Source organism: Roseivivax jejudonensis (assembly GCF_900172265.1).
Classification (GTDB): domain Bacteria; phylum Pseudomonadota; class Alphaproteobacteria; order Rhodobacterales; family Rhodobacteraceae; genus Roseivivax; species Roseivivax jejudonensis.
The window spans coordinates 103,316-127,797 of the sequence record NZ_FWFK01000001.1; the positions used below are offsets into that span (position 1 = coordinate 103,316).

The 24,482-nt window shown below is 66.5% G+C and carries 20 protein-coding genes and 1 tRNA gene; 16 read left to right on the plus strand and 5 right to left on the minus strand.

From position 1 onward, the window contains the following. Window positions 1-267: 267 nt before the first annotated feature. From ROJ8625_RS00550 to ROJ8625_RS00600, 11 genes are all read left to right on the plus strand, one after another. Entirely contained in the window at window positions 268-1,368 is a 1,101-nt protein-coding gene (locus ROJ8625_RS00550; RefSeq protein ID WP_085789906.1) for an ABC transporter ATP-binding protein, read from the plus strand. Continuing rightward, the gene (locus tag ROJ8625_RS00555; protein ID WP_200813260.1) at window positions 1,368-2,279 is read left to right on the plus strand and encodes an ABC transporter permease; all 912 of its coding nucleotides are present in this window, start codon (window positions 1,368-1,370) and stop codon (window positions 2,277-2,279) included. Before ROJ8625_RS00550 ends, ROJ8625_RS00555 begins: the two co-directional genes overlap by 1 nt. 13 nt (window positions 2,280-2,292) lie before the next feature. After that, complete coding sequence (locus ROJ8625_RS00560) at window positions 2,293-3,144, plus strand: ABC transporter permease (RefSeq protein ID WP_085789907.1); 852 nt, start codon at window positions 2,293-2,295, stop codon at window positions 3,142-3,144. Further along, window positions 3,141-3,887, plus strand: a complete 747-nt coding sequence (locus tag ROJ8625_RS00565; protein ID WP_085789908.1) for an SDR family oxidoreductase — start codon at window positions 3,141-3,143, stop codon at window positions 3,885-3,887. The genes ROJ8625_RS00560 and ROJ8625_RS00565 overlap by 4 nt, the downstream gene beginning before the upstream one ends. Window positions 3,888-3,901: 14 nt before the next feature. Continuing rightward, window positions 3,902-4,654, plus strand: a complete 753-nt coding sequence (locus ROJ8625_RS00570) for an SDR family NAD(P)-dependent oxidoreductase (RefSeq protein ID WP_085789909.1) — start codon at window positions 3,902-3,904, stop codon at window positions 4,652-4,654. 45 nt (window positions 4,655-4,699) lie between these two features. Next, on the plus strand, window positions 4,700-5,911 hold the full coding sequence (locus ROJ8625_RS00575; RefSeq protein WP_085789910.1) for an ABC transporter substrate-binding protein: 1,212 nt from the start codon (window positions 4,700-4,702) through the stop codon (window positions 5,909-5,911). Window positions 5,912-5,979: 68 nt separating this feature from the next. After that, window positions 5,980-7,083: an ABC transporter ATP-binding protein gene (locus tag ROJ8625_RS00580; protein WP_085789911.1), complete on the plus strand. Its 1,104-nt coding sequence runs from the start codon at window positions 5,980-5,982 to the stop codon at window positions 7,081-7,083. A 55-nt stretch (window positions 7,084-7,138) separates the two neighbouring features. After that, the gene (locus tag ROJ8625_RS00585) at window positions 7,139-8,014 is read left to right on the plus strand and encodes a polysaccharide deacetylase family protein (RefSeq protein WP_085789912.1); all 876 of its coding nucleotides are present in this window, start codon (window positions 7,139-7,141) and stop codon (window positions 8,012-8,014) included. Between the two features lie 79 nt (window positions 8,015-8,093). Beyond that, window positions 8,094-8,414, plus strand: coding sequence for a hypothetical protein (locus ROJ8625_RS00590; protein WP_085789913.1), 321 nt, complete (start codon window positions 8,094-8,096; stop codon window positions 8,412-8,414). Beyond that, window positions 8,411-9,451, plus strand: coding sequence for a CobW family GTP-binding protein (locus tag ROJ8625_RS00595; protein ID WP_085789914.1), 1,041 nt, complete (start codon window positions 8,411-8,413; stop codon window positions 9,449-9,451). The genes ROJ8625_RS00590 and ROJ8625_RS00595 overlap by 4 nt, the downstream gene beginning before the upstream one ends. Window positions 9,452-9,538: 87 nt before the next feature. Then, window positions 9,539-10,903, plus strand: coding sequence for an amidase (locus ROJ8625_RS00600; RefSeq protein WP_085789915.1), 1,365 nt, complete (start codon window positions 9,539-9,541; stop codon window positions 10,901-10,903). Between the two features lie 31 nt (window positions 10,904-10,934). On the opposite strand, the gene ROJ8625_RS00605 is transcribed toward ROJ8625_RS00600, so the two are convergent. From ROJ8625_RS00605 to ROJ8625_RS21245, 5 genes are all read right to left on the minus strand, one after another. Next, entirely contained in the window at window positions 10,935-12,896 is a 1,962-nt protein-coding gene (locus tag ROJ8625_RS00605; RefSeq protein ID WP_085789916.1) for a hydantoinase B/oxoprolinase family protein, read from the minus strand. A 3-nt stretch (window positions 12,897-12,899) separates the two neighbouring features. After that, entirely contained in the window at window positions 12,900-14,927 is a 2,028-nt protein-coding gene (locus ROJ8625_RS00610; protein WP_085789917.1) for a hydantoinase/oxoprolinase family protein, read from the minus strand. 103 nt (window positions 14,928-15,030) lie between these two features. Next, window positions 15,031-15,981, minus strand: a complete 951-nt coding sequence (locus ROJ8625_RS00615; RefSeq protein ID WP_085789918.1) for an AraC-like ligand-binding domain-containing protein — start codon at window positions 15,979-15,981, stop codon at window positions 15,031-15,033. Between the two features lie 162 nt (window positions 15,982-16,143). Further along, window positions 16,144-16,449, minus strand: a complete 306-nt coding sequence (locus ROJ8625_RS00620) for a cupin domain-containing protein (RefSeq protein WP_085789919.1) — start codon at window positions 16,447-16,449, stop codon at window positions 16,144-16,146. A 111-nt stretch (window positions 16,450-16,560) separates the two neighbouring features. Further along, complete coding sequence (locus tag ROJ8625_RS21245; RefSeq protein WP_234984119.1) at window positions 16,561-18,903, minus strand: calcium-binding protein; 2,343 nt, start codon at window positions 18,901-18,903, stop codon at window positions 16,561-16,563. An 859-nt stretch (window positions 18,904-19,762) separates the two neighbouring features. On the opposite strand from ROJ8625_RS21245, the gene ROJ8625_RS00630 reads away from it, so the two are divergent. From ROJ8625_RS00630 to ROJ8625_RS00650, 5 genes are all read left to right on the plus strand, one after another. Beyond that, window positions 19,763-20,956 carry an MFS transporter gene (locus ROJ8625_RS00630; RefSeq protein WP_085789920.1) on the plus strand — a complete coding sequence of 398 codons (1,194 nt, stop codon included), beginning with the start codon at window positions 19,763-19,765 and terminating at the stop codon, window positions 20,954-20,956. Window positions 20,957-21,159: 203 nt separating this feature from the next. Then, window positions 21,160-21,233: transfer RNA gene (locus ROJ8625_RS00635), tRNA-Cys, on the plus strand. Window positions 21,234-21,584: 351 nt separating this feature from the next. Further along, window positions 21,585-21,878 (plus strand): helix-turn-helix transcriptional regulator, encoded by a 294-nt coding sequence (locus ROJ8625_RS00640; protein ID WP_085789921.1) that lies wholly within the window; start codon window positions 21,585-21,587, stop codon window positions 21,876-21,878. Continuing rightward, entirely contained in the window at window positions 21,871-22,326 is a 456-nt protein-coding gene (locus tag ROJ8625_RS00645) for a hypothetical protein (protein WP_085789922.1), read from the plus strand. Before ROJ8625_RS00640 ends, ROJ8625_RS00645 begins: the two co-directional genes overlap by 8 nt. Window positions 22,327-22,405: 79 nt before the next feature. Then, window positions 22,406-24,424: a virulence-associated E family protein gene (locus ROJ8625_RS00650; protein ID WP_159456678.1), complete on the plus strand. Its 2,019-nt coding sequence runs from the start codon at window positions 22,406-22,408 to the stop codon at window positions 24,422-24,424. Window positions 24,425-24,482 lie beyond the last annotated feature (58 nt).

Genomic DNA, 24,482 nt, shown 5'->3' on the forward strand with positions numbered 1-24,482 from the left:
AGTGCGCCTGTCCAAATTTGTGTCAGTGCCGACGGAGTCGCAACCGGTATACAAATGCACTCTGTGCACAGAATTTCACAATCGTTCGACAGGGTGCCCCAAAAATTCGTCATGAGCAAATTTTGATGCGCATAAACCCAAGAAAAACGCGTCTTGATGGTGCAGAAGGGGATTGACCGAGCGGAAACGCCAACGGAATACTAGTATCTGAATACAGAATACATAATGCAGCATCGGAAGCTGCGTTCAAAATACAGGGAGCCGTCCATGCTGGAGCTCAGCCGGGTCACCAAGGCCTATGCCGGGATCCCCGCGATCGACGCCGTCGACCTGACGATCCGCGACGACGAGTATCTGACGCTGCTCGGCCCGTCCGGATCGGGCAAGTCCACTCTGCTGCGCCTGATCGCCGGCCTCGACATGGCGGATTCGGGTCGCATCTCGCTTGATGGCGACGACATCACCTTCCGGCCCACGCACCTTCGCAATCTCGGCTTCGTCCAGCAGAGCTACGGCCTCTTTCCGCACATGAACGTGTTCGACAACGTGGCGTTCGGACTGCGCTACCGCGAAATCGATCCCGTCACGGACGACTCCGAGGTTACCCGCCGCGTGCGGTCGATCCTCGACCTCGTTGGGCTCGGCGACCTTGGGGGACGCATGGTCGGCCAGCTCTCGGGCGGGCAAAAACAGCGCGTGTCGCTGGCGCGCACGCTGGTCACGGAACCCAAGGTCTGCCTGCTCGACGAACCGCTGGGCGCGCTCGACGCCAACCTGCGCGAGCGGATGACGGTCGAACTGCGCAAGATCCGTGAAACGCTCGGCGTGACCTTCATGCACGTGACCGGCAACGAGGCCGAAGCGCTCGCCATGGGCGACAGGATGATCGTCCTCGACCGTGGCCGGCTCCTGCAGGTCTCGGACCCCGACAGCGTGTTCCGGGCGCCGCGCAACGTCGGCGTCGCGCGCTTCGTCAACGCCTACAACATCCTCGAGGGAGAGGTGAGCGACGGCAGCTTCCGCTACCGCGACCTGCGCTTTCCCGCACACGGCGCGCCTTCGGGCCGCGCCTCCTACGCGATCCGTCACGACGCCGCCGAAATCCATACCGACACCGCCCCGCCCGAAAGCCACGCCAGCCTGCCGGCGACCTTCGTCGCCTCGGAATTCCTGGGCAGTCGCTTCTTCTACTTCCTGCGCCTGCCCGACGGCACGATCTTCGACGTTGAGCGGCACCTGAGCCGTGAGGATCCGCGCCGGATCGAGGCCGGAACCGCCTGCACGGTGTCCTGGGATCCCGCCAGCGCGCTGGTCTTTGACGCACAGGGCGCGCGTCTGGGTGACGACACGCTGAAGGGAGCCGCCTGATGGCCGACAGTACCGCAGACATGGCCGCCGGCACCGCGCACGCCGCCCGCGACGGGCGCGGCTTTCTCGCCCGGCACGGCAACTACCTCCTGCTGGTTCCCGGCGTGATCTGGATGATCCTGTTCCTCGTCGTGCCGCTGGGCATGATGGTCTATGTCAGCTTCTGGACGCAGACGACCTTTTCGATCTCGTCGGACCTCACGCTGCAGAGCTGGATCACCTTCTTCAGTTCCGACACGTATTTCGGAGCCCTCCTCAGAACGCTGAAGATCTGGCTCTACGTCCTCGTCCTGACCTTCGTCATCGGCTACCCGACCGCGCTCTTCATCGGGCAGGTGGTGCGCAACAAGACGGTGCAGACCGTCCTTCTCGTGACATGCGTCATCCCGTTCTGGACGTCGTTCCTTATCCGGGTTCTCGCATGGCGCCCGATGCTGGGCGTCGAGGGTGCGATCAACATCCTGCTTCAGAAGTTCGGCCTCATCGCGGAACCGATCGAGGTCCTGCTGTTCACCGAGCTGTCGGTCGTGATCGGCATGGTCCAGATCTATGTGGTGTTCATGGTCGGTCCGATCGCCTTCATGCTGGCGCGGATCGACGAGAGCCTGATCGAGGCGGCGCGCGACCTCGGCGCGTCCACCTGGACGATCTTCCGCAAGATCATCTTCCCGCTGTCCCTGCCCGGCGTGGTCGTGGGCGCGATCTTCGTGTCGGTGATGGTTCTGGGCGAGTTCGCGACCGCATCGGCCCTGTCGGGGCGCAAGGTCAACCTTCTGGGCAACATCATCGTCACGCAGGTCGGATCGCTCAAATGGGCCTTCGCCGCGGTGATCGGGGTGATCCTGACCGTGATCATGGCGGTCGTGATCACCGGCCTCCTGCGCATCGTCAACCTGCGCCGCGCGCTCTGAGGAGGAGACGGACATGCAATCGAACAACCTTCTCCGCACGATCCTCGGCGCCTATACCGGCCTCTTCATCCTGTTCCTCTACGGCCCGTTCATCGTCATGGGCATCCTGTCCTTCCAGGCGGGTCCGGAGGGCGGGCCGCAATTCCCGATCATCGAGTGGTCGACCTACTGGTATCAGCACGTCTTCGGGCTGACGCCGCCGTCGCGGGTGGCGCCGCTGCCGATCGGCGAGGCACTGCTGCGCTCGCTGACCCTGGCCTTTGCCACGATGGTGGTCTCCACGGTGCTCGGGACGCTCACGGCACAGGGATTCCGTCGCAATTTCCGCGGCTCGGGCTTCGTCTTCTACCTCGTCGTCCTCGGGATGATGGTGCCCGGGGTGCTTCTGGGCCTCGGCATGGCGCTGGTCGCGGATCAGGTCGGCATCGACCGCACGTGGTGGGGCACCGCCTTCGTGCTCCACGTGGTCTATACCTTTCCCTTCGCATTCCTCGTGATGCTCGCGATCTTCAACCGCTTCGACAAGTCGGTGGAGGAAGCGGCGTGGGCGCTCGGCGTGCCGCCGGGGCGGACCTTCCGGAAGGTGACCTTCCCGATGATTTTTCCCGGGGTTCTGTCGGCGATGCTGTTCGCCTTCACGCTGAGCTATGACGAGTTTCCGCGCACGCTCTTCACCGCCGGGTCCGACGTGACCATGCCGATCGCGATCTACGGCACCTTCGCGGTCGAGATCCATCCGAACATCTTCGCCTTCGGCGTGCTGACGACGCTCTTCAGCTTCGCGCTCCTGAGCGTCTACGGCGTGCTCATGACGCTGTCGGTGCGGCGCGCCAAGACCGCGGCGGTGCAGGAGGAGATCGCGTGAGCCGTCTTGCCGGACAGCATATCCTCGTCACCGGCGCGGGCGCCGGGATCGGCGCCGCCGTGGCCCGCCGCCTCGCGGCCGAGGGCGCGTCAGTCACCTGCACCGATCTCGACGGCGCCGCGGCTGATGCCACCGCAGAGGCGATCCGGACCGCGGGGGGAGCAGCGACCGCTGTCGCCTGTGACGTCTCGGACGATGCCGCGATGGATGCCGCCTTCACGACGGCGGAGGCGGAATTCGGCCCGGTGACGGGCCTCGTCAACAACGCGGGCATCGTGCTGCAATCGCGCCTCGAGGACATGGCGATCGCGGATTTCGACCGCATGATCGCGGTGCATCTGCGCGGCACGTTCCTCGGATGCCGCCGCGCCATCGGCCCTATGCTCGAGGCAGGACGGGGCAGCATCGTCAACATGGCCTCGCAACTCGGCCAGATCGGCGGCGTCGAGCTCACGCATTACTCGGCGGCCAAGGCCGGCATCATCGGCCTGACCAAGGCGCTGGCCCGCGAGGTGAGCGACCGCGGCGTGCGCGTTAACGCGGTCGCGCCCGGGCCGATCAATACCGACCTCGTACGCAGTCTCAGCGCCGACTGGCGCGCGGCCAAGGCTGCCGACCTGCCGCTCGGCCGCTTCGGAGAGTCCGAGGACGTGGCGGCGACGGTCGCCTTCCTGATGTCGGACGACGCCGCGATATACGTGGGCCAGACCCTCGGCCCGAATTCCGGCGACGTGATGCTTTGAGGAGCCGAGACACCATGCGCAACGTTCTCATTACCGGATCGGGCATCGGCATCGGCCGCGCCACCGCCAAGGCCTTCGCGGCCGCGGGGGACCGGGTGATCGTGACCGACGTTCTCGATTGCGAGGGCCGCGCGGTCGCCGACGAGATCAACGCCACCGACGGCACGGCCGAGTTCCACGCGCTCGACGTCACCTCGACGGAGGCCGCCGATGCCGTCGTGGCCAAGGTCGAGGCCGACCACGGGCCTCTCGATGTCATCGTGTGCAACGCGGGCATCGCGCACCGCGTGCCGCTTACCGACATGACGGACGAGGCGTGGGACCGCACCTTCGAGATCGATCTCAAGGGGATGATGCGGCTCGTGCGAGCCGCCGCGCCGGCGATGCGCGCACGCGGCAGCGGCGCCATCGTCTGCCTGTCCTCGATCATGGGCGTGGCCTACGGCTGGGACGAGCATGTGCACTATTCCGCGGCAAAGTCCGGCGTCGTCGGGCTGGTCCGCGGTCTCGCGGTCGAACTCGCCGGCGACGGGCTGCGCGTCAACGGCATCGCGCCCGGCTACATCCGCACGGCCCAGGCGCTGTCGGAGAAGCATTCGCTCGGGCCTGCGGGCCTCGAGAAGGCGGCGAGCTTCATTCCCATGGGACGCGTGGGCGAACCCGAGGACATCGCCGACGTCATCACATTCCTCGCCTCCGACAAGGCCCGGTACATGACCGGGCAGACCATAACCGTGGACGGGGGATTGCTCGTCGGACGCTACTAGGCGCCGGCGCGCGAAACTGAGTGCAATCAGCAACAGGGACCAAAGATGACCAGGACACACCTTTCGCGACGCGGCATGCTCGCCTCGATGGGCGCCTTCGCCGGCTCCTCCGCCCTGATGACCCCACAGATGGCCTTTGCGCAGAGCCTCGGCGACCAGGCGCTGCGCACCGTCGGGCTGTCGGTGACGGTGCAGGAGCGGATCCTCAACAACTTCCAGGAGCAGTCGGGCGTGGGCTCGGTGTCGGGCAAGGCCGACATCTTCCCCAACACCCAGACGGAGCTTCTGTCGGGCTCGACCGCCTACGATTGCTGGGAGATCATCGGCGAGCGCCTGCCGGCGATGACCATCACCGAAACGATCAGCCCGATCCCGGTGGCAGACCTGCAGAACTGGAACGCGATCCGCGACACGTTCGTGCAAACCGACGACCGGATGGAGGCGCGCGCGCAGATCTCCGGCCAGATCTGGGCGGACGACGAGCAGTCGCAGCTCTGGATGGTGCCGAGCGTCTACAACTTCGACTCCATCGGCTACCGCCCCGATCTCGTCGATGCCGAGGAAGCCAACACCTGGACGGCGCTGTTCGATGAGAAGTTCAAGGGCAAGACCGGCCTCAACGTCGATCCGCTCATCGCCTTCGGCCAGGCGATCCTCGCGATGAACTCGATGGGCATGCTCGAGGTGCCGAACCCGGGCAACCCCAGCCGTGAAGAGATCGACGAGGCCGCGGCCTTCCTGATCGACAAGAAGAAGCAGGGCCAGTTCCGCGCGCTCTGGGGCGATTTCGGCGAACTCGTGAACCTTCTGGCTTCGGGCGAAATGATCCTCGCCGACGCGTGGCAGCCGGCGGTGATGGCGGTGAAGGCACAGGGCATCCAGTGCTCCTACGCCGTCCCGCGCGAGGGGTATCGTGCGTGGGCGATCGGCGTCACGCAGATCGCGTCCTCGCCCAATGCTGCGGCGGTCAAGGCCTATGCCGATTACTGGCTGTCCGGCCCTCCGGGCATCATCGTGTCCGAGCAGGGCTACTACTCGCCGACCACGACGATCAAGGACGTCATGGACCCAGCCAAGTACGGCTTCTGGTACGAGGGCAAGCCGTGGGAAGGCGCGCCCGAGCGCGGCATCCAGGAAGGCGAGACGCGCGACGGCGGCAGCCTCGAGGAGCGCGCCAGCCATGTCAGCTACTGGCACCAGTGGCCCGACGAATACGATCACCTCATCATGCGCTGGGACGAGTTCCTCAGCGCCTGATCCGATGTCGGAGACGGCGCCCGGCGCCGTCTCCTCCCCTGCCCGATCGCCCCGCGCCGGAGAAGAGAATGTCCGACCACGACCTCGAACTCGTGAAGCTCAAGAAGGTCTACCCCGGCGGTACGCTGGCGGTCGAAGCCTTCGACCTTAAGGTGAAGAAGGGCGAATTCATCTCCTTCGTCGGCCCATCGGGCTGCGGCAAGACCACCACGCTGCGCATGATCGCGGGGCTCGAGAGCATCACCTCTGGCAACCTGCTGATCCGCGGCAAGGATTTCACCACCGTTCGGGCCGAGGACCGCCCGACCGCGACGATCTTTCAGAATTACGCGATCTTCCCGCACATGACTGTCGCCGAAAACATCGCCTTCGGCTTGCAGGTGCGAGGCAAGGAGCCGGCAGAGGTGAAGCGTCGCGTCGACGCGATCATCGAGACGCTGCAGATCGGCGATATCCGCGATGCCCGAGAAAGCGCGCTTTCCGGTGGGCAGAAGCAGCGCGTGTCGCTCGCCCGCGGCCTCGTGACCGAACCCGATATCCTTCTGCTCGACGAACCGCTGGGCGCGCTCGACGCCAACCTGCGCAAGTCGATTCAGGAAGAGCTGAAGATCCTTCAGCGCGACCTCGGGATCACCTTCATCTTCGTCACGCACGCGCAATCCGAAGCGCTTTCGATGGGCGACCGCGTGGTGGTGATGAACTCCGGCCGGGTCGAACAGATCTCCGAACCGTTCGAGCTCTACACCCGCCCGAAGAGCCCGTTTGTCGCGCGCTTCATCGGCCGCAACAAGATTATCGAGGGCAAGCTCGGCGGCCTGTCGGACGGTCGCGCGACCGTCGAGACCGCGTTCGGGCCGCTCGCCGGAATCCCGAGTTTCGACGCCGGGCATGTCGCCTCGGGCGGCGCGGTCTTCGTCGTGGCGCCGTCTGAGTACGTGGAGATCCTGCCGGCCGGACAGGCCGCAGCGGAGCCCGGCTACGACACGATTTCGGGCACGGTGTCGACGATCGAGCCGGTCGGACAGGTTGTCTACGTCACCGTCGAGCTGCCCGGCATGGCCCCCATCCGCATCGAGGCCTACCGCGACAAGATCGAGGGCGCGGGCCTCGCGCCCGGCGCGTCGGTCGACCTGCGCTGGAAGGCCGAGCGCGCCACCGTCGTCGCGGCCTGACCGCGATGGCCATTCGACACCAGATATCGAAAACGAGGGAGTGAAGGAGAACCCCATGGCCAAGAAGATCTATTGCGCGTTCGGCGTCGACGTGGACGCCGTGGGCGGCTGGCTCGGCTCCTACGGCGGCGAGGACAGCCCCTGCGACATAAGCCGCGGCATGTTCTCGGGCGAAGTCGGCTCGATGCGCCTGCTCGAGCTGTTCCGGCGCTGGGGCATCAAGACGACGTGGTTCATCCCGGGCCACTCGCTCGAGACCTTTCCCGATCAGATGAAAGCTGTCGCCGATGCCGGCCACGAGATCGGGATGCACGGCTACAGCCACGAGAACCCGATTGCCATGACGCCGGAGCAGGAAGAGGCGGTCATGGACAAGTCCATCGGCCTGATCGAGGAACTCTGCGGCCGACGGCCCACTGGCTATGTCGCGCCCTGGTGGGAATTCAGCCGGGTCTCGAACGAGCTGCTTCTGAAGAAGGGCATCAAGTACGATCACTCGCTGATGCACAACGACTTCACGCCCTACCGCGTGCGCGTCGGCGACAGCTGGACCAAGATCGACTACTCCAAACCGGCCGAGGAGTGGATGAAACCGCTCGTGCGCGGCGAGGAAACCGACCTGATCGAGATCCCGGCATCGTGGTACCTCGACGATCTGCCGCCGATGATGTTCATGAAGGCGGCTCCGAACAGCCACGGCTTCGTCAACCCGCGCCACCTCGAGGAGATCTGGCGCGATCAGTTCGACTGGGTCTACCGGGAGATGGACTACGCGGTCTACACGCTGACGATCCATCCGGACGTGTCGGGCAAACCGCAGGTGCTTCTGATGCTCGAACGGCTGTTCAACCATATCAGCAGCCATCCGGGCGTGGAGTGGACGACCTTCGACTCCATCGCCGACGACTTCGACAAGCGCCACCCGCGCTGATCGAGAGCGGGCGGGCGGCGCTCCCCCCCGACGCCGGCCGTCCGATCAGAACCGGAACTCGAACAAAGGACGACGCGGCATGTGCGGATTGTGCGGCCTTCTGGGTATCGTGCACTGGACCGAGACGAACGCGCATCCCGGCGCCTTCACCGGAACTGGGCGGCGCACGATCCGCGCCGAGCGCGCGCATCGCGCCCGGCTGGTCAACGCCGCACTGGCGCCGGTCCGGATGAGCGTATCGGACTTCCAGGCGAGCGCATACCTGGTGCGCGCGCCGACCGGCCGGCAGGAGATCGTCGATGACCTGCAGTCGGTGTGGGGCGCGGTTGACCGGCTGAGGGGTGGGCCGGTCGACCCGCTCGACGAAGACTGGATCGCGGCGATGGAACGCGGATCATGATCCCGGTCAACGTCGTCACGGGCTTTCTCGGCTCCGGCAAGACGACGCTCCTGCGCGAGATCCTGCGCGCGCCGGCGTTCTCGGACAGCGCCGTCATCGTCAACGAATTCGGCGAGGTCGGGCTCGATCACCTGCTCATCGAGGAGGTCGAGGAGGGTGTTCTGCTGCTCGACTCCGGGTGCATCTGCTGCACCGTGCGCTCTGACCTGCAGGAGACGATCCGCGACTTGCAGGCCAAGGCGGCGCGCGGCGCGATCCCCTCCTTCGCCCGCGTGATCGTCGAGACGACCGGCGTGGCGGACCCCGCGCCCATCGTGTCGACCATCGCGGCGGAGCCGGTGATCCGGCAGCATTTCCGCATCGGCAACATCGTCGCCTGCGTCGACGGCGTGAACGGCGCCGCGACGCTCGATGCCCATCCCGAGCCTGAAAAACAGATCGCAGTCGCCGACCGAATCCTCGTGACCAAGGCGGATATCGCCGATGCCGGCGCGCTTGCCGCGGTCGAGGCGCGCGTCGCCGCGCTCAACCCGTTGACGCCGATGGCCCGGTCGACCGGGGCCGGGTTCGACCCCGAGTTCCTGTTTGGCGACGATGTCGGCGACGCGGCCCGGCGCGCGGCCGAGGTGTCGCGCTGGCTGGCCCTGTCCGAACAGGCTGGCGCAGACGGACACGCCCATCACAGCGACCATACGGCCGGGACGCAGTCGTTCGTCCTGCGCTACCCCGACCGGATCGACTGGACCGCGTTCGGCGTCTGGCTGACCGCGCTTCTGCACGCCCACGGCGAGAAAATCCTGCGCGTGAAGGGCATCCTGAACGTGCGGGAGAGCGACACGCCGGTGGTCATCCACGGCGTTCAGCACGTCGTGCATCCGCCCATGCATCTGAACGCGTGGCCCGACGACGACCGGGAGTCGCGCATCGTCTTCATCACCCGCGGGCTCGACAAGAGCAGGATCCTCCGCTCGCTGTCCGCGTTCATCGGAGAACCGACGCCGGGCCGCACGGCGGATGCGGCAGATCGGGTCAGCTGACCGCGCAGCCCGCGCGCATGCATGTTCCAGCATCGGCCGACCGCAGCGCGCGGGCCTGAATGCCCGCCTCAATTCGAAAGTCCAGCCATGAGCGACCTCGAAACCCTCGCACGTCTTCCTGCGACCGAGATCGGCGCAGCGCTCGGCCGACGGGAGATCCGCGCCAGCGACCTCGCCGAGCATTGCCTGGCGCGGATCGCGGCGCAGACGGAGCCTGTCTTCCTGTGCGTCACCGCCGATCGGGCCCGGGCCGAGGCGCGCGCCGCCGATGCGCGGCTCGACGCCGGGCGGCCCCTGTCGCCGCTCGACGGTGTGCCCGTGGCATGGAAGGACCTGTTCGACCTCGCCGGCGAGGTCACGACCGCCGGGTCTGACACGCGCCGCGCCGCCGCGCCCGCGGTCCGCGATTGCCGCGTGGCCGAACGCCTGACGCAGGCCGGCATGGTGTCGATGGGCAAGCTGAACATGACCGAGTTCGCGTATTCGGGCCTCGGGCTCAATCCGCATTTCGGCACGCCCGCGAACCCGCATGGCCGTGACGAGCCGCGGGTGCCGGGCGGGTCGTCCTCGGGGTCCGGCGTGGCGGTGGCGGCGGACCTCGTGCCCTGCGCGATGGGCACGGACACCGGAGGATCGATCCGCATTCCCGCCGCGCTGAACGGGATCTTCGGATACAAGCCGTCCTCTGGCCGGATTCCCGACGCGGGGGTATTCCCTCTGTCGCGGACGCTCGACACGGTCGGACCGCTTGCGCGCTCGGTTCCGGATCTCGTGGCGCTCGATGCGGCGCTGCGCGGCGGGGCGCCCGTCGCTCCGCGCCCGGCCGGCCTGCGCGGGCAACGGATCGTCGTGCCCGAAACCATCGTCTTCGACGACATCGAACCCGAAGTTGCGGAGGCTTTCGAGGCGGCGCTCGCAGCGCTGGAGACTGCCGGGGCCCTGATCGACCGCGCGCCGTTCGCGCCGTTCGCGCTCAGCGCCTCGCTCGCCGCGCAGCACGGATCGCTGGCAGCCGCGGACGCCTACGCGGAGCATCGCACCCTGGTCGAAAGCGAGGCCGGGGCCCGCGTCGATCCCCGCGTGACCGACCGGATCATGGGCGGGGCGCAGATGTCGGCATTCGACGTCATCACGCTGCAGCGGGCGCGCAAACGTCTCGTGGCGCAGACCGCCGACGTTCTGGACGATGCGCTCCTCGCGTTTCCGACGGTTCCGCACGTCGCGCCCGAGATCGCGCCGCTCGACGCCGACCGCGCCCTGTTCCACCGGGTCAATCTGCTGACCCTGCGCAACACGATGCTCGGCAATTTCCTCGACATGCCCGGGGTCGCGATGCCGATGGGAACGGGAGCCGCTGGCCTGCCGGTGAGCCTGCTGCTCTCGGCGCCGAGGGGTCGGGATGCGGCGCTTCTGGCAACGGCACTGGCCGCCGCGGATACGTTGGCAAGGTGACCCGGCCGAAGGCGGGTCACCTTGCCGTCTGTCAGGTCCAGTTCACGACGGTGCGCTTCTCGTAGCTTTCGCGGAACTGCTCGGTTGTCTTGGGCAGCAACGCCCCGCTCTCCCAATCGAGGATGACGGCATAGCGCCGCACGGCGTCGAGCGCGTCGATCTCGCCGTCGCGGTAGAGTTTCGCGACCGCTTCGGGATCCATCCGCGCCCAACCGACACGCTCGGCCCGGATCTCGGCGCGCATGGCCTCGGTGGCGTCCGCATCGATCTCGAACTCGCAGAGCTCGGCGTCGACCTCCCGGATCGCGACGCCGTAGTCGCGCGCCGCCCGCTCGATCGAGACGTAGTCGTCGATCACGTCCTCCAGCACGCGCGCAGGGTCGCGGTCGAGCGGGTCGCCGAAGCCTCCGCCACCCGCGGTCGGACGCGCGAACTCGTCACCCGTGGAGACCGGATAGTCCGAAAAGACCGAGCCGAGCCACTTCGCTTCGGTCTCGCCCTCGCGGCGGATCGAAAGGCCGTGCGGCATGGACGGCAGCCCGCCCTCGACGCCCCAGACCACCGCGCGCTCGCGGTCGCAGATGTAGGACATCACCGCGTTCTCGCTCTCCAGAAGGACCGATGTCTTCTGCACGCCGCAGCCGCCGCGCCATTTCCCCGGCCCGGCGCTGTCGCGCAGGATCTGGAACTCGGAGGTGCGCGTCGGATTGACCCGTTCGTTGCCCTCGTTCGGCTGCGACATCAGGCCGGTGCCGAAGCAGGCGGTCGTCACGTCCGAGCCGTCCTTGCCGTTGCGGCCGCCCCAGCCGCCGGGCAGCCATTCGTAGAACATGAACATCGGCTTCTCGGGCGTGCGCAGGTCGGTGCCGCCCGCAAGCAGGTATTCGAGGTTGAACGCGCAGGCGATGGCGCGATCGGGCATGATCTCGGACCACATCTCGAAGATCGCGTTCATGATCTTCTCGAACGGCATCAGGAATCCTGTCACCGCCACCGGCCACTCGGCGCTGACAACGGTATTGTCCGGAGCGTCGATATCGATCACCCGGTAGAACCCGGAGTTGAGCGGCAGGTCGGGGAAGAAGGTCTTCATCCCCGCGACAACGGCCGAGAAGGTCGCGCCCGGCGCAGAGTTGTAGATCGACGAGATCGTTGGATGGCTGCCCGCGAAATCGTAAAGGATCCGGTCGCCCTTGATCGTCATCTTGATGTGGATCGGGATCATGCCCTCGCCCTGCCCCGGGTCGCGGTCGATGTAGTCGACCGTTTCCCAGGTGCCGTCGGGCAGCGCCGAGATGCGCTGGCGCACGGCGCGTTCCACGTAGTCCTGAACCTCTTCCATGCCCTGCAGCACCGCGTCGCGTCCGTACTTGCCGATCAGGCGGAGCACCTCGCGTTCGGCGACCTGCGTCGCGCTCGCCTGGCTGTGAATGTCGCCGATGATCGACGCCGGATCGCGGGTGTTCGCCGCGATCATCCCCGCCACGTCATGGCAGAACTCGCCCTGCCGGAAGAGCCGGACCGGCGTGATCCGCACCGCCTCGCGAAACATGTCCCGGGCGGAGACGTCGAAGGACCCCGGCACCGACCCGCCGAGGTCCGACCAGTGACCGTTCGATTGCGAGAAGCCGACGAGCGTGTCGTCGTCGAAGATCGGCCGCACCAGCCGGACGTCGCTGAAGTGCGTGCCGCCGGCATAGGGATCGTTGATGGCATAGACGTCGCCCGGCATCATCTCGCCGCCGAAGACGCGGATCACGTCCTTGCATGTGAAATGCAGTGTGCCGACATGCACGGCGATGTCTTGGTTGCCCTGCGCGACGGAATTGCCGTCGGCATCGTGCAACCCGTTCGAAAAGTCGCGGTTATAGATCACGAACGAGTAGCAGGTGCGCAGCATCTGCTCGGACATCTGGTCGACGGCCGTGATGAACGAGTTCTTCAGCACCTCGAAGGTGACCGGATCGAGCGGTTGGGTGTTCGCGTCACGCATGGCTCAGCCCTTCGTGTGGATGCGGATGTTCATGTAGGCGTCGACCTCGGCGCGCATGCCGGGCGGGACAACGATGGTGGAGTCGACCTGTTCGACGACAGCCGGACCGGTGATTTCCGCGCCCGCCGTCAACGTATCGCGGACGTGGATGCCGGCATCATGGCGGGTGCCGTCGAACCAGACCGCGCGTGTCGACGCTGGTTCGGGACTGTGGGTCTTCACGTCCGATTTGGGAAGCTCCGCCTTGGGCACGACGCCGGTGGCCTTGACCGCAACGCGGAAGAGCGACACCGGCGCGTCGCGGCGCGCGAAGTTGTACTCGCGCTCGTGTGCGGCGTGAAACGCGTCGGTCAGTTCGGAAATGCTGGTGATCTCGGGCGGAGCGGACACCTCGAGCGACCGCCATTGCCCGTGATACATCATTTCGGACGAGCGCTGGAACACCATGTCCGCGGGCGACACCCCCTCCTTTTCGAGCTGCGTGCGGGCGTCGTCCTCGATGCGGCGGAACGCGGCTTCGAGATCGGCCGGATCGGTCGTCGCGGCGGGCTGCATGAAGCTGTCTGAGAAATCATGCTGGATGTCGACGAGCAGGCAGCCCAGCGCCGAGGTCACGCCCGGGTTCGGCGGCACGATCACGGTCGGGATCGACAGCTCGCGCGCGATCGCGGCGCCGTGGAGTGCGCCCGCGCCACCGAACGCGCAAAGCGCGAAGTCGCGCGGATCGTAGCCGCGCGTGATCGACAGCAGGCGCACGGCGTTCGCCATGTTCGCGTTCGCCACACGCACGATCGCCTCGGCCGCCTCGTGAAGCTCCATCCCGAAGGGCTCGGCCACCGTCCGGCGCACCGCGGCCTCGGCCAGCTCGGGGTCGAGCGTGATCTTGCCCCCCGCCAGCGAGGTGCCGAGGCGCCCCAGAACCACGTTGGCATCGGTGTTCGTCGCGACCTCGTTGCCGTTCTTGTAACACGCGGGCCCCGGGTCGGCGCCGGCAGATTGCGGTCCGTTGCGCAGCGACCCGCCCTCGTCCTTCCAGGCCAGCGACCCGCCGCCCGCGCCGATGGTCAGAACCTCGATCGAGGGAAAGCGGATGGGGAAGCCGTATTCGATGTACCAGTCCTTGGTAATCCGCGGCTTGCCTTCGTAGCTGACCGACACGTCGGTCGACGTGCCGCCCATGTCGAAGCCGATCGTGTTCGGAAAGCCGCAGAGATTGCCGATGAAGCGGCTCGCGATCGCGCCGGCCGCGATGCCCGATCCGGCGAGCCGCGCGGCGAAGTCGCGCACCGCGTGCGGTGTCATCACGCCGCCGCCGGTGTGCAGCAGCAGCAGCTCGCGCTCGTAGCCGCCCTCGGCCAGCTTGTCGCTGAGCCGCGAGACGTAATCGACCACCACCGGCGAGACCACGGCGTTCGCCATCGTGGTGGAGAAGCGCTCGTGCTCGAAGATCTCCGGCATGATCTCGGCGGAGATCGATACCGGCATGTCGGGCATCTCCTCCTTGAGGATGTCGCGCATCCGCCGCTCGTTCTCGGGGTTCACGTACGAGTTCATGAAGCAGACCGCGATCGACGCGACGCCGCGCCGCGCGAGGATGCGCGCCACGCGGCGGGCATCGTCCTCGTTCAGGGATTCGAGCACGCGGCCCTCGGCATCGACGCGCTCGCGCACGGTCAGCCGATCGCGGCGCGGGATGTAGGGCTTGGCCACGTCCTTGTAGGTATCCCAGAGGTCCTCCTTGTTGGCGCGGCGGATCTCGACCACGTCGCGGAATCCCTCGGTGCAGACCATCGCCGTGCGCGGCAGGTTGCGGGTGATCAGCGCGTTCGTCGCGACCGTCGTTCCGTGCGAGAACATCGACACATCGGACAGGTCGATCCGTCCCTGTTCGATGCCGGTCATGATGGCCTGCATCGGGTCCGACGGGGTGGACGCGGTCTTTTCGATCCGGATCTCGCCGGTGCCCTCGTCCATGATGCAGATGTCTGTGAAGGTGCCGCCGACATCGACGGCCACGCGTGTCTTGCTCATGCGAACTCTCTCCTGTTGGCGCACGGACACAGGCAGGCGGCCGCCCGACGGGCGGACCGCGCGCCGTGGCACGCGCTGAACTCGTTGTTGGATACCGGCGGCGCTAGCCTGCGCCGCGGAACCGGGCCGCCTCCTTGCGGGTGGCGGTGGGCGTGCGGCCGAACCTGGCCTTGTAGTGACGCGAGAACTGCGACTGGTCGGCAAAGCCCCAGCGATAGGCGATCTCGGCCACGCTCAGGCCGGTCGGCGCGGCGCGCAGTTCCTCGTCGCAGCGGCTGAGGCGGCGGTCTCGGATATAGCCGTTCACCGAGTTGCCGGTCTCGGCGAAGAGATCCTGAAGATAGCGCAACGAGATACCGCAGGCGTCCGCCACCGTCTGCGGGCCGAGTTCGGGATCCTTGAGGTGATCCCGGATCACCTGCTCCGCCCTGTAGAGATGCGCGGCCCGAACCGACGAGCGCTGCGAACGCAGCACCCGCGCGTCGCCCTCGATCGCGAGGCAGAGCAGATCCAGAAGGTGCCGCCCCGCCGCCTCGCGCCCCGGCGCGTCGAGCCGGTCCACGTGGCTCACGGCGGCGCGCATGCTGGACAGGAAGTAGGCGCCCACGCCCTCCTGCGCGTCGAGCGTCAGACCGCCCAGACGATCGGTCGGCCCGAGCCGCGCGAGGACGCTGGCCGTGGGCACCTTCACCACCCACTGCGCATTGCGCCCGGCGTGCCAGTATTCGTAGGGAGCATCGGACCGTTCCACGAGCAGCCCGCCGGGGGCACAAGACGTGCGGCGGCGGTTCTGCGTGAAGTGCACCGGTTCGTTCTCGGGGATCGCGATCAGCAGTGAGCTGTCGCGCTCATTGAGGAAGTGGCGCCGGTGACGGCGATAGAGCACGCCGTCGCATTCGATACGGCTGAGGCCGATCACGCCGAGCGACCAGCGCTGCATGTCGCCGCCGAACGATTCCCGGTCGTGATACTCGGTCTCCAGCTCGAAATAGGTGCTGGAGACGGTCTGCTGCCATCTGTCGCCGCCGGACAGGCGAGGCTCGGGCTTTGACATGTCACTCCTCCACGGCGCCGCGATCGGGGCCGGTGCGTCGATCTTGGCAAACGATGCCACAACAGCGTCCGCGTTCTTGCCGATTCGCGCAGAAAAATTTTCCGGCGTCGCGGTCGCACCGGCACCGTGCCCGGATATCGGGCCGTCCCTGGCCGCACGGGCCTATTTCGGATCGAGGAGTTCGATCTCGATGAAGGCGCACTCGAAGTCGTTGCCGTTCACCACGTCATGTTCGACGCCCGCCTCGCGGAAATAGGGGACACCGGTCTTCAGGTGCGCCTCGTTGCGCGTGCCGCCCTCGGTCTCGATCACGAGCGTTCCGTCGAATTGCGGAACGACGACGTAGTCGACCGCGTGCCGATGCCAGCCGGTGTTGTCGCCCTTGCGCGGAAAGCGCCACTCGGTGACGCGCACGCGCGCATTGTCGATCATCACCGTCGGCGTCGCGGTTCCGGTCGTTTCGGTCATGATGTGTTCCCCACTTGCAGCGGGGCGATGGTGGCCGATCCGAACCGCGCAATCCAGCGCGACGACGTCTCGGGCGTACCGACCCTCGCCACGCCTTCGGTGGGGCAGGTGTCACACGAAGAGGAAGTCGTCCACGCCGAGATCGGCCGCCCGCACGCCCGAAAGCTCGATCCGGTGGCCCGCGTATTCCACCACCGCGCCGGTCGGCGTGTCGTGGAGCGACAGCGCCTCGAACCGGCCGGCGAGCCCCGAGCCGGGCGCGTTCTCGACACCCGACAGCCGGATCAGGTCCGCGCCGAGGGCGAAGTCCGAGATCTGGTCCCGCTCTCCGGCGATGAGGTCGTTGAACACGAAGACGTCCGCGCCGGTGCCCCCGACGAGCACGTCGTCGCCGTCGCCGCCGTTGATCGTGTCCGCGCCCGCGCCGCCCCAGACGCGATCATCGCGACCACCCCCGGCGAGGAAGTCGTCGCCATCGCCCCCGATGACGGTGTCGTCCCCCTCGCCGCCGCCGAGCGAGTCGTTGCCCGCCTCGCCATGCAGCACGTCGCGCCCGGTCCCGCCGCCGAGGCTATCGTCGCCGTCGTCGCCGATGATCCGGTCGTGATGGTACGAGCCGCCCACGGTGTCGTTTCCGGTCCCGGCGACGAGGAAATCGCCGCCGGCCCCGCCGGCGAGGCGGTCGGCGCCATCGTTGCCGTAGATCAGGTCGTCGCCGAACCCGCCGCCAATCGTGTCCGCGCCGGCATTGCCGGTCAGGGTATCGGTGCCGAGACCACCCCCGAGCAGATCGTTGCCCGCCGCGCCGTCGATATCGTCGTTTCCGTCCTTGCCCCCGATCGTATCGTTGCCCGTCCCGCCGATGACCCGGTCATCCCCGTTCCCCGTCACGCTCCGCTCCGGCATCGCCGGCTCGCGCGGATCGGCGGCGTGGGGGGTCGGCGTGTCGACGGCCTCCGAGGGCGCCCGGGCAAAGATCCGAAGCTGCAGGATCTCGCCCTCGGCAAGCGTGGCCGTCACGATTCCGTCCTCGTAGACCGATGCCGCGGCCAGCTCCTCCAGCTGAACCTCCGAGCGATTGTGCCCGGCTTCGGCGCCATCGGCCACGCCAAGCAGGATCGCGTGCACCAGAGCGGGGCCGGACAGCAGATCCGACAGATCGATGCGCGTGGTCTCTGTCCGCGCGCTGTCCGAGGCGATGTAGACCACCGTCTCGTTCGCGTCCGAAAAGGCATGAACGTGGACCGGGCCGAGTTGGGCCTCGGTTTCGCCTCTGTCGGCCGGGTCGAGGTCGACCATCGTCTTGCCCGGCAACGCGTCGGCCATCATGCGGAAGAACACGCCGGGCGCGTTCAGCGCGGTGAACTCGAACCCGGAGGACAGCGCGTTCGGCGTGTTCTGGATCAGCGGCCAGACCTGCGCCGCAGTCACGCCCTGCGCCATGAAGGCCTCGACGATGTTGAGCATCTCGTGCGCCTGGTGCAGGCCGTAGTCGGCCCGGTCGTCGAAATGCCCGGACGACCCGGACTGGCTCCACTCCGTGACGTGGATCCCGGTGCCCTCGAACCGCGCATCGGCGCCCCACGTCTCGCGGATGGTCGTAAGGTCGAGGTCGCGCTGGCCGTCGACCGCGGGCTCCTTCGAGTAGACATGGGCCACGATCGCATCGACGGCCGAAATTTCTTCGGCGGTGTCGAATGGCTGCATGACGATCCGGTTGGCGACGAGGCCCCAGTTCACCTCGCCGTTGCCGCGCACCACTTCGGCCCCGAGATCGAGATCGTAGGCGGCGTTGAGCGCGGCGAGGATGTCGGGCGCCGCCATGCCGTGGAATTCCGCGCTCAGGTTCGAGTGATTGAAGTTCGTGCCCATCTGCACGGCGATCTCGATGGCCTCGCCGCCCGGCACGCGCGCCAGTTCCTCGTCGATCACGGTCGCCATCTCTGCCGCCAACCGCCCGTACTCGGCGGCGCTCATCATGCCGGAGCCCCAGTATTCGTTGCCGATCTCGAAGCTGGCGACGCGCGCGTCGCCGTAGGCGCCGCCGGCGACGTCGCGTACGAACGCGCGCAGCTCGGACTCATCGATCTGCGGCACGCGGTGCCCGTCGGCGTCGCGGCGGTCCGACAGCTGATCCCGCGTCGGGATCACGATGTTCACGGCGTGCCCGTTCGCACCGGCGAACGCCATGAATTCGGACAGCGGGATAAAATCGATGACCTCCCCGGTCACGCCATGGGTGGCGCGCGTCGCGTCTGGATCGGAGATGTCGAAATAGAATTCCGTCAGCGACCCACCGGGATAGCGCAGGTCCGTGACCCCGAGCTGGTCGATCGCCTCGGCGTAGGAGCCGTCGCCGGTCATCGCGCCGCGCGGCGCGAGCACATTGCCACCGAAAAGCCGCGCGTCCGCCATTCCACCGGCGGGCCCGTACGTTTGTATCGTGTAAGTCATCGCATGCACATTCGTTCAGGGACGAGCAGGCACCACGATCCCGGTCCGCGCCCCGGGCGGGTGCGGTCTGCAACGGCAAACGGGATCACGTGCGCGCTGCGGACGGACGCAGCGCGGGCCAGATCGTCAGATCAGGTTGGTTCGGTGGCAGCCGGTCCTACCGGACCGCGGATACAGCCCAAGGCGGCTTCAGAAGGCTGACGTGCTGCAGGCGCTTGATGGCCGCTGCCACTATGTCGTGCGAGGTCATCGCGAAACTCCGGACTATGCACACCCGGATATGTTTTTTCTGTTGGAGAGAAGGGTAAGATTCGGCCGGGCAAAAATGTGGCAGACCCTTCCGGAAGCTTGTCCAAACGCCCCCTTATCTGCCACGAAGTCGCGCTCCGACCGATGTTATGCGTCTAAACGATTGAATCTTGAATATTTCCCGAGTCCACATTGTGGCGAATAATGGTGTAGCTTTTTTGCGATTTTTTAACCTTTATGCATTGCCGAACCGAGGCACCGGCTCAATCCAGCGTTTGCTCTATGCAGTTGATTTATTGGAAAGACTCGCACCGCCGCTGCATACATTTGCACGCCGAGACGTCGGCGTAAGTCCAGAAGATTAAGGCACGCTGTCGGGCGCACCCGAACCGCCGCGTATGGCTCGCAACGTCATGGCGGCCCGACGCACCGAGGCCGGCACCATCCCGCAGGGGTTTCCGGACATGACGCAGAGCTTGCTTGAGGCGGCGGCGAGCTGTCACGACACGCCGCTGCAAGCGGATTCCTGCGATGCTGCGTCGCAGGAAACCGGTGCTCTGGAACCAAGCCCCCCGCGCCATCGCTCCGCCCGGAATCAACGGAGAGTCCGATGCGCACACTGACACGAGTTGCCTCCGCCGGATCGGCCGCCACCGCCATCGCGTTCGGCCCGGCGCGTGTCGGCTTCGGGCTATTCCTGCCGCAATTCCGCGAGGAGTTCGGCATCTCGACGAGCACGGCCGGCCTGATCTCCAGCGCTGGATTCGCCGCGTTTCTGATGGGGCTCATCGGCTCCTACCTGATGATCCTGCGCTTCGGCCCGCGTGCGCCGATCGTCGCCGGCATGGTGCTCGCGCTTCTCGGCTTGACCACGGCGGCGATGGCCCCGAACGCGCTCATGCTCGCACTCGGCGTGTTCTTCGCGTCCGCAAGCGCGGGCCTCGCATGGACCCCCTTCAACGACGCGGCCAAACGAGCGCTCTACGACGAAGAGAGGCCCGAAGCCCTGTCGGTCATCAGCAGCGGCACGGCCGTCGGCGTCATGGGTGCCGGCGTGTTCGCGCTTGCGCTGGTGCTGGGCGGGTTCGACTGGCGCCTCGCCTGGGCGGCTTTTGCCCTGGCCAGCGGGCTCGCCGCGCTCGCCAACTTCATCGCCCTGTCCGATACCACCGGCCCCGACGGCGGCGTCACCCGCGCGATGGCCGAGCGACTGGCCGAGCGATCGGCCATTCCGCTCTTCCTCGTCGCGGCGTCCTTCGGCGTGACCAACGGCATCTACGTCACATTCGCAGCGGACCGCGTGTCCGGTCTCGGCGGCTTGCCCGGTCTCCCGGCGGAGGCCAGCGCGGCCATCGTGTTCAGCGCCTACGGCGCCGCCGGACTGATCGGGCTGGCGACCGCACGCGTCAAATCCGGGATTGGCCTGGCCTGGCTGTTGCGCCTCCTGCATGTGGGCGCGGCCACCTCGATCGCGCTGATCGCGTTTGTGCCGCAGAGCTGGCCTGGGCTGATCGTCTCCGCGGGACTTCAGGGCATCTACGTGATGATGCTCAGCGCGACCCTGTCGATGTGGTCCGAACGGTTGTTCCCGGCCATCCCCTCGCTGAGCTTCACCGCCGCGCTCCTGGTCACGGCTCTCGGCAATGTCGGAGGCCCTGCCATTGCCGGCATTGCGGCCGACAGCTTCGGCGCGGTGCCCATGTTCGCCGCGACCGCCGCCGTCGCGCTGGCGACGGCGCTGGTGCTGAAGCCCGGCATACTCCGGGAACGCCCGGAACCAGAGCCCAAGCCCGCCGCAGCCTGAGGAACCGGCGCGGCCGAGTATGGATTTTCGGTCATTCAAGGCAGGCGCGGCGGCAAGGTCCGCCTCGCGCGGTGCGCGCGTTTCTGCGCCCGCCGCAATTCACCCGGCGAAGCTCCCGCGCGAGACGCGGGCGCCGCACGCGCGTGCGACGCCGATCACCTCTTGCGGCGAGGAAATCAAACGTCTAGGTCATGCAGCACTCTGGCGAGTTGGCGGAGTGGTTACGCAGCGGATTGCAAATCCGTGTACACCGGTTCGATTCCGGTACTCGCCTCCATTTTACCAGTAAAATCAACACCATGCGAGCGCAGGCCCCTCTATGGGTGCCGCCACGAAGCGTTTTCTGAATACCTCGCTTCAAGGCTTTTCGCACCCTCTTAGACTCAGAAGGGGGTTTCTCTCAGGGGCGTTTTCAGGTTATTTAGCGTCAGGCTGCCCGCTCGCCGAAGAGCGGGGTTAAACGGCCTTTGTGCAAGCATCGCAATCGCCGGGGTCGATGCCCGGTTCGTCAGGCTTCCACGCAGCCGCCCGGAAATCGGCAACCTCCGAGCAATGACGATCTCTTCAACGCAGCAAGCGTCGAGGGATCGTGTGCGCACTCCCTCGACCGTTTCGAGAGGAGGCCGTGATGCCCCGTCAAGAAGTCGAGCCCGCCCGCTCCTACAACACCGCGCCGGTGAACAGCGCCCGCGCGCGCTCCGATTGGAACACCATGCCCGATTATGACCGCCTTCCGATGTGGTCGCTGATCGGTGTTTCGGAGGTCTCAATCCTTACCGGCCTATCCCGTACGGCGCTCGATGCGCGCCTTGCGGAAGGCACCTTCCCCGCTCCCTCCAAGCACGGGAAGAACCGCGTTTGGTCGCTCCAGCAGGTTCGCAATTGGTGCGTCTCCGTCACGGAGGGCGCTCTCAATGGATAAGCAGGTTATCGAGCGCAAGACCTCGGTCGAGAAGATGATCGAGGACGCCAACCGGCATTCGCGGCGCCAACAGAGCGCGGAAAAGATTGTTCGCCAAGCTGACAAGCTGCGACGGGAGACGGCGCAGGACGGCCATGACCCCCGCTTCCCGGAGGGATGGGGCGAGCCGCTGGCCAAGTTCTTCGTCACCTATCGCTTCACAGAGAACGGGACGGAAGAGACCGTCCACCCCGTTCGCCCGTCGACCGATCAGTATCTCACAGTCTACCGCTTCGGCGGGTTCGAGGCCACGGCGACCTTCGACAGATACTACTTCGGCCCCCACGAAGATCTGAACTGGGAGAGGACGCCGCCGCCTTCCGGCGCTTGGAAAGAAGCCGGGCCGACTGAGAACCGCTCTACGCTCTGGACGCGTACCCGTTCGACCGGAGGGCAGCGCGATGACTGACCGCTCGGACCATCGAAACAAAACCGCCCCCAGCGAGGGACCGGGGGCGGGCGAATTTCACAACAGCAAGGAGGGGGCTATGCCCCTTGATAGTATCGCTGAAAATGCTGACGGTGGAAAGGTTTATCAGCCTTCAGCCAATCGCGGCAGCGGTAATAGTGGCGATGTCGACCGCCCGCGCTGGAACTTCCAGACCGAGCTAATTCGACAGCACGACTATCACCACGCCGATGGGACTTATGCCTTCACGACCCAGAAAGGCCGCAACGGTAGTGGCGAGCAGGTGTGGCGCACGATCCGCAAGAACATGCTCCACCCGAAAGAGCGCTTCGAGCTGGAGGAGAAGCGCGAAGAGTTTCCCGGCATCGGGGATGAGGATTGGCTTCTCTATCGCCTGCCGGAACTTGTAGAGGCGCGTCAGCAGCCCGATCCGCTCGCCTTGGTCGTTGAGGGCGAGAAGGACGTGGAGACGGCTCGCGACTTGGGCTTCCCGGCGACGTGCAATCCGTGTGGCGCGCTAAAGTGGCGGCACGAGTTCTCGGAACACCTGCGCGGCTTCCGCGTGGCGGTCATCCCGGACAACGACGAACGCGGACGCCAGCACGCCGATATGGTTGCGCGCTCCATCGAGGACGCGGCCCACTTGGTCAAGGTCGTCGAGTTGCCCGGCGCGCAGTCGAAAGGCGACCTGAGCGATTGGGTGGCGAAGCGGCGCGAGAACGGCGAGAGCGACGAAAGCATCAAAGCCGCGCTCAACGAGTTGATCGAGCACGCTCCGGAGGCTGATCCGCCGAAGCGCAAGAAGGCTCTCGCGCCGAACGTGGATAACGTCGCGCGCGTCATGGAGGACTCACCGGATTGGAACCCAGACGGAGAGGCATTGATCGCGTACGACGAGTTCCGGGACGAGATGATGCTACTGCATCCCGTTCCCGGGTCCAGGACGCCCAGATCGACTTTTCGCCACCGCCAGTGGAGCGACGGCGACGACGTGGCCGCCCAGAGGTGGTTCAACCGCAACGGCTTTCCGCGCGTGGCGAAACTGACGGTTCATGATGCGGCGGTGAACGTCGCGCAGCAAAACATCATCTCGCCGGTGAAGCACTACCTCGAAGCCCTGACATGGGACGGCCAGAAGCGGCTCGACCGGTGGCTAATCGACCATTGCGGCGCTGACGTTGACGACGAAGAGGGCGACGCCCCCGGGGCCAAGGCCAAGTTCGTGTCGGAGGTCGGGCGCCGGTTTTTGATATCGGCGGTGGCGCGGGCCATGGAGCCGGGCTGCAAGGCCGATGCCTGCCTCGTGCTCGAAGGCGCGCAAGGTATCGGCAAGTCAACCGCACTACGCATCCTCGCGGACGGGCGTGAGCAGCCCAGCGGGCACCGATCGTGGTTCAATGACTCGCTGCAACAGTTCGTGGGCAAAGACGCGCAGTCCGCTTTGCGCGGCAGTTGGATCGTGGAACTGGGCGAACTCTCCGCAATGAAGCGCGCCGAGGTTGAACACATTAAAGGCTACCTTTCCCGCCAAGTGGATCGCTATCGACCGGCCTACGGGCGTAGCGAAGTGGAGATGCCTCGGAGGTGCGTGTTCGCCGGATCGACCAACAAGAGCGACTACCTCAAAGACGAAACGGGCAACCGGCGGTTCTGGCCTGTCCGCGTCACGACCATCGACCTGAAGAGGCTTCTTGAGGACCGGAATCAGCTTTGGGCGGAGGCGATGCACGCGTTCAAGAAAGGCGAGCCGTGGCACCTGCGCGGCGACGCTGCCGCCTATCAAGTCCGCGCCGCAGAGCAACGCTCCGAGGAAGATCCATGGTCAACGGTTCTGGATTGCCTGAGCGACGTGAAGGAGGTCGCCACGAGCGACGTTCTCGAGTTGCTGGGGAAGCCGACCGGCGATCAGTCGAAGCAAGACCAAATGCGCGTCGGGGCGATGCTCCAGCGAGCGGGGTGGACGACCCGGGGGAAGTTCTCCAGCGGGCCTCGCCGACACTCGCGGAGGTACGTGAACCCCGATCCGGAAGCCAAGAAGGAGATGGATCGCGAGGTGGTTGAGGAAGCCAATAGAAGGGGCGGAAATGGACCGCTCTAGGCGAGCCGCCTTGGGGCGTCAGGCGGCGCGAAAATGGGGTCTAATTGAGACAACTTCT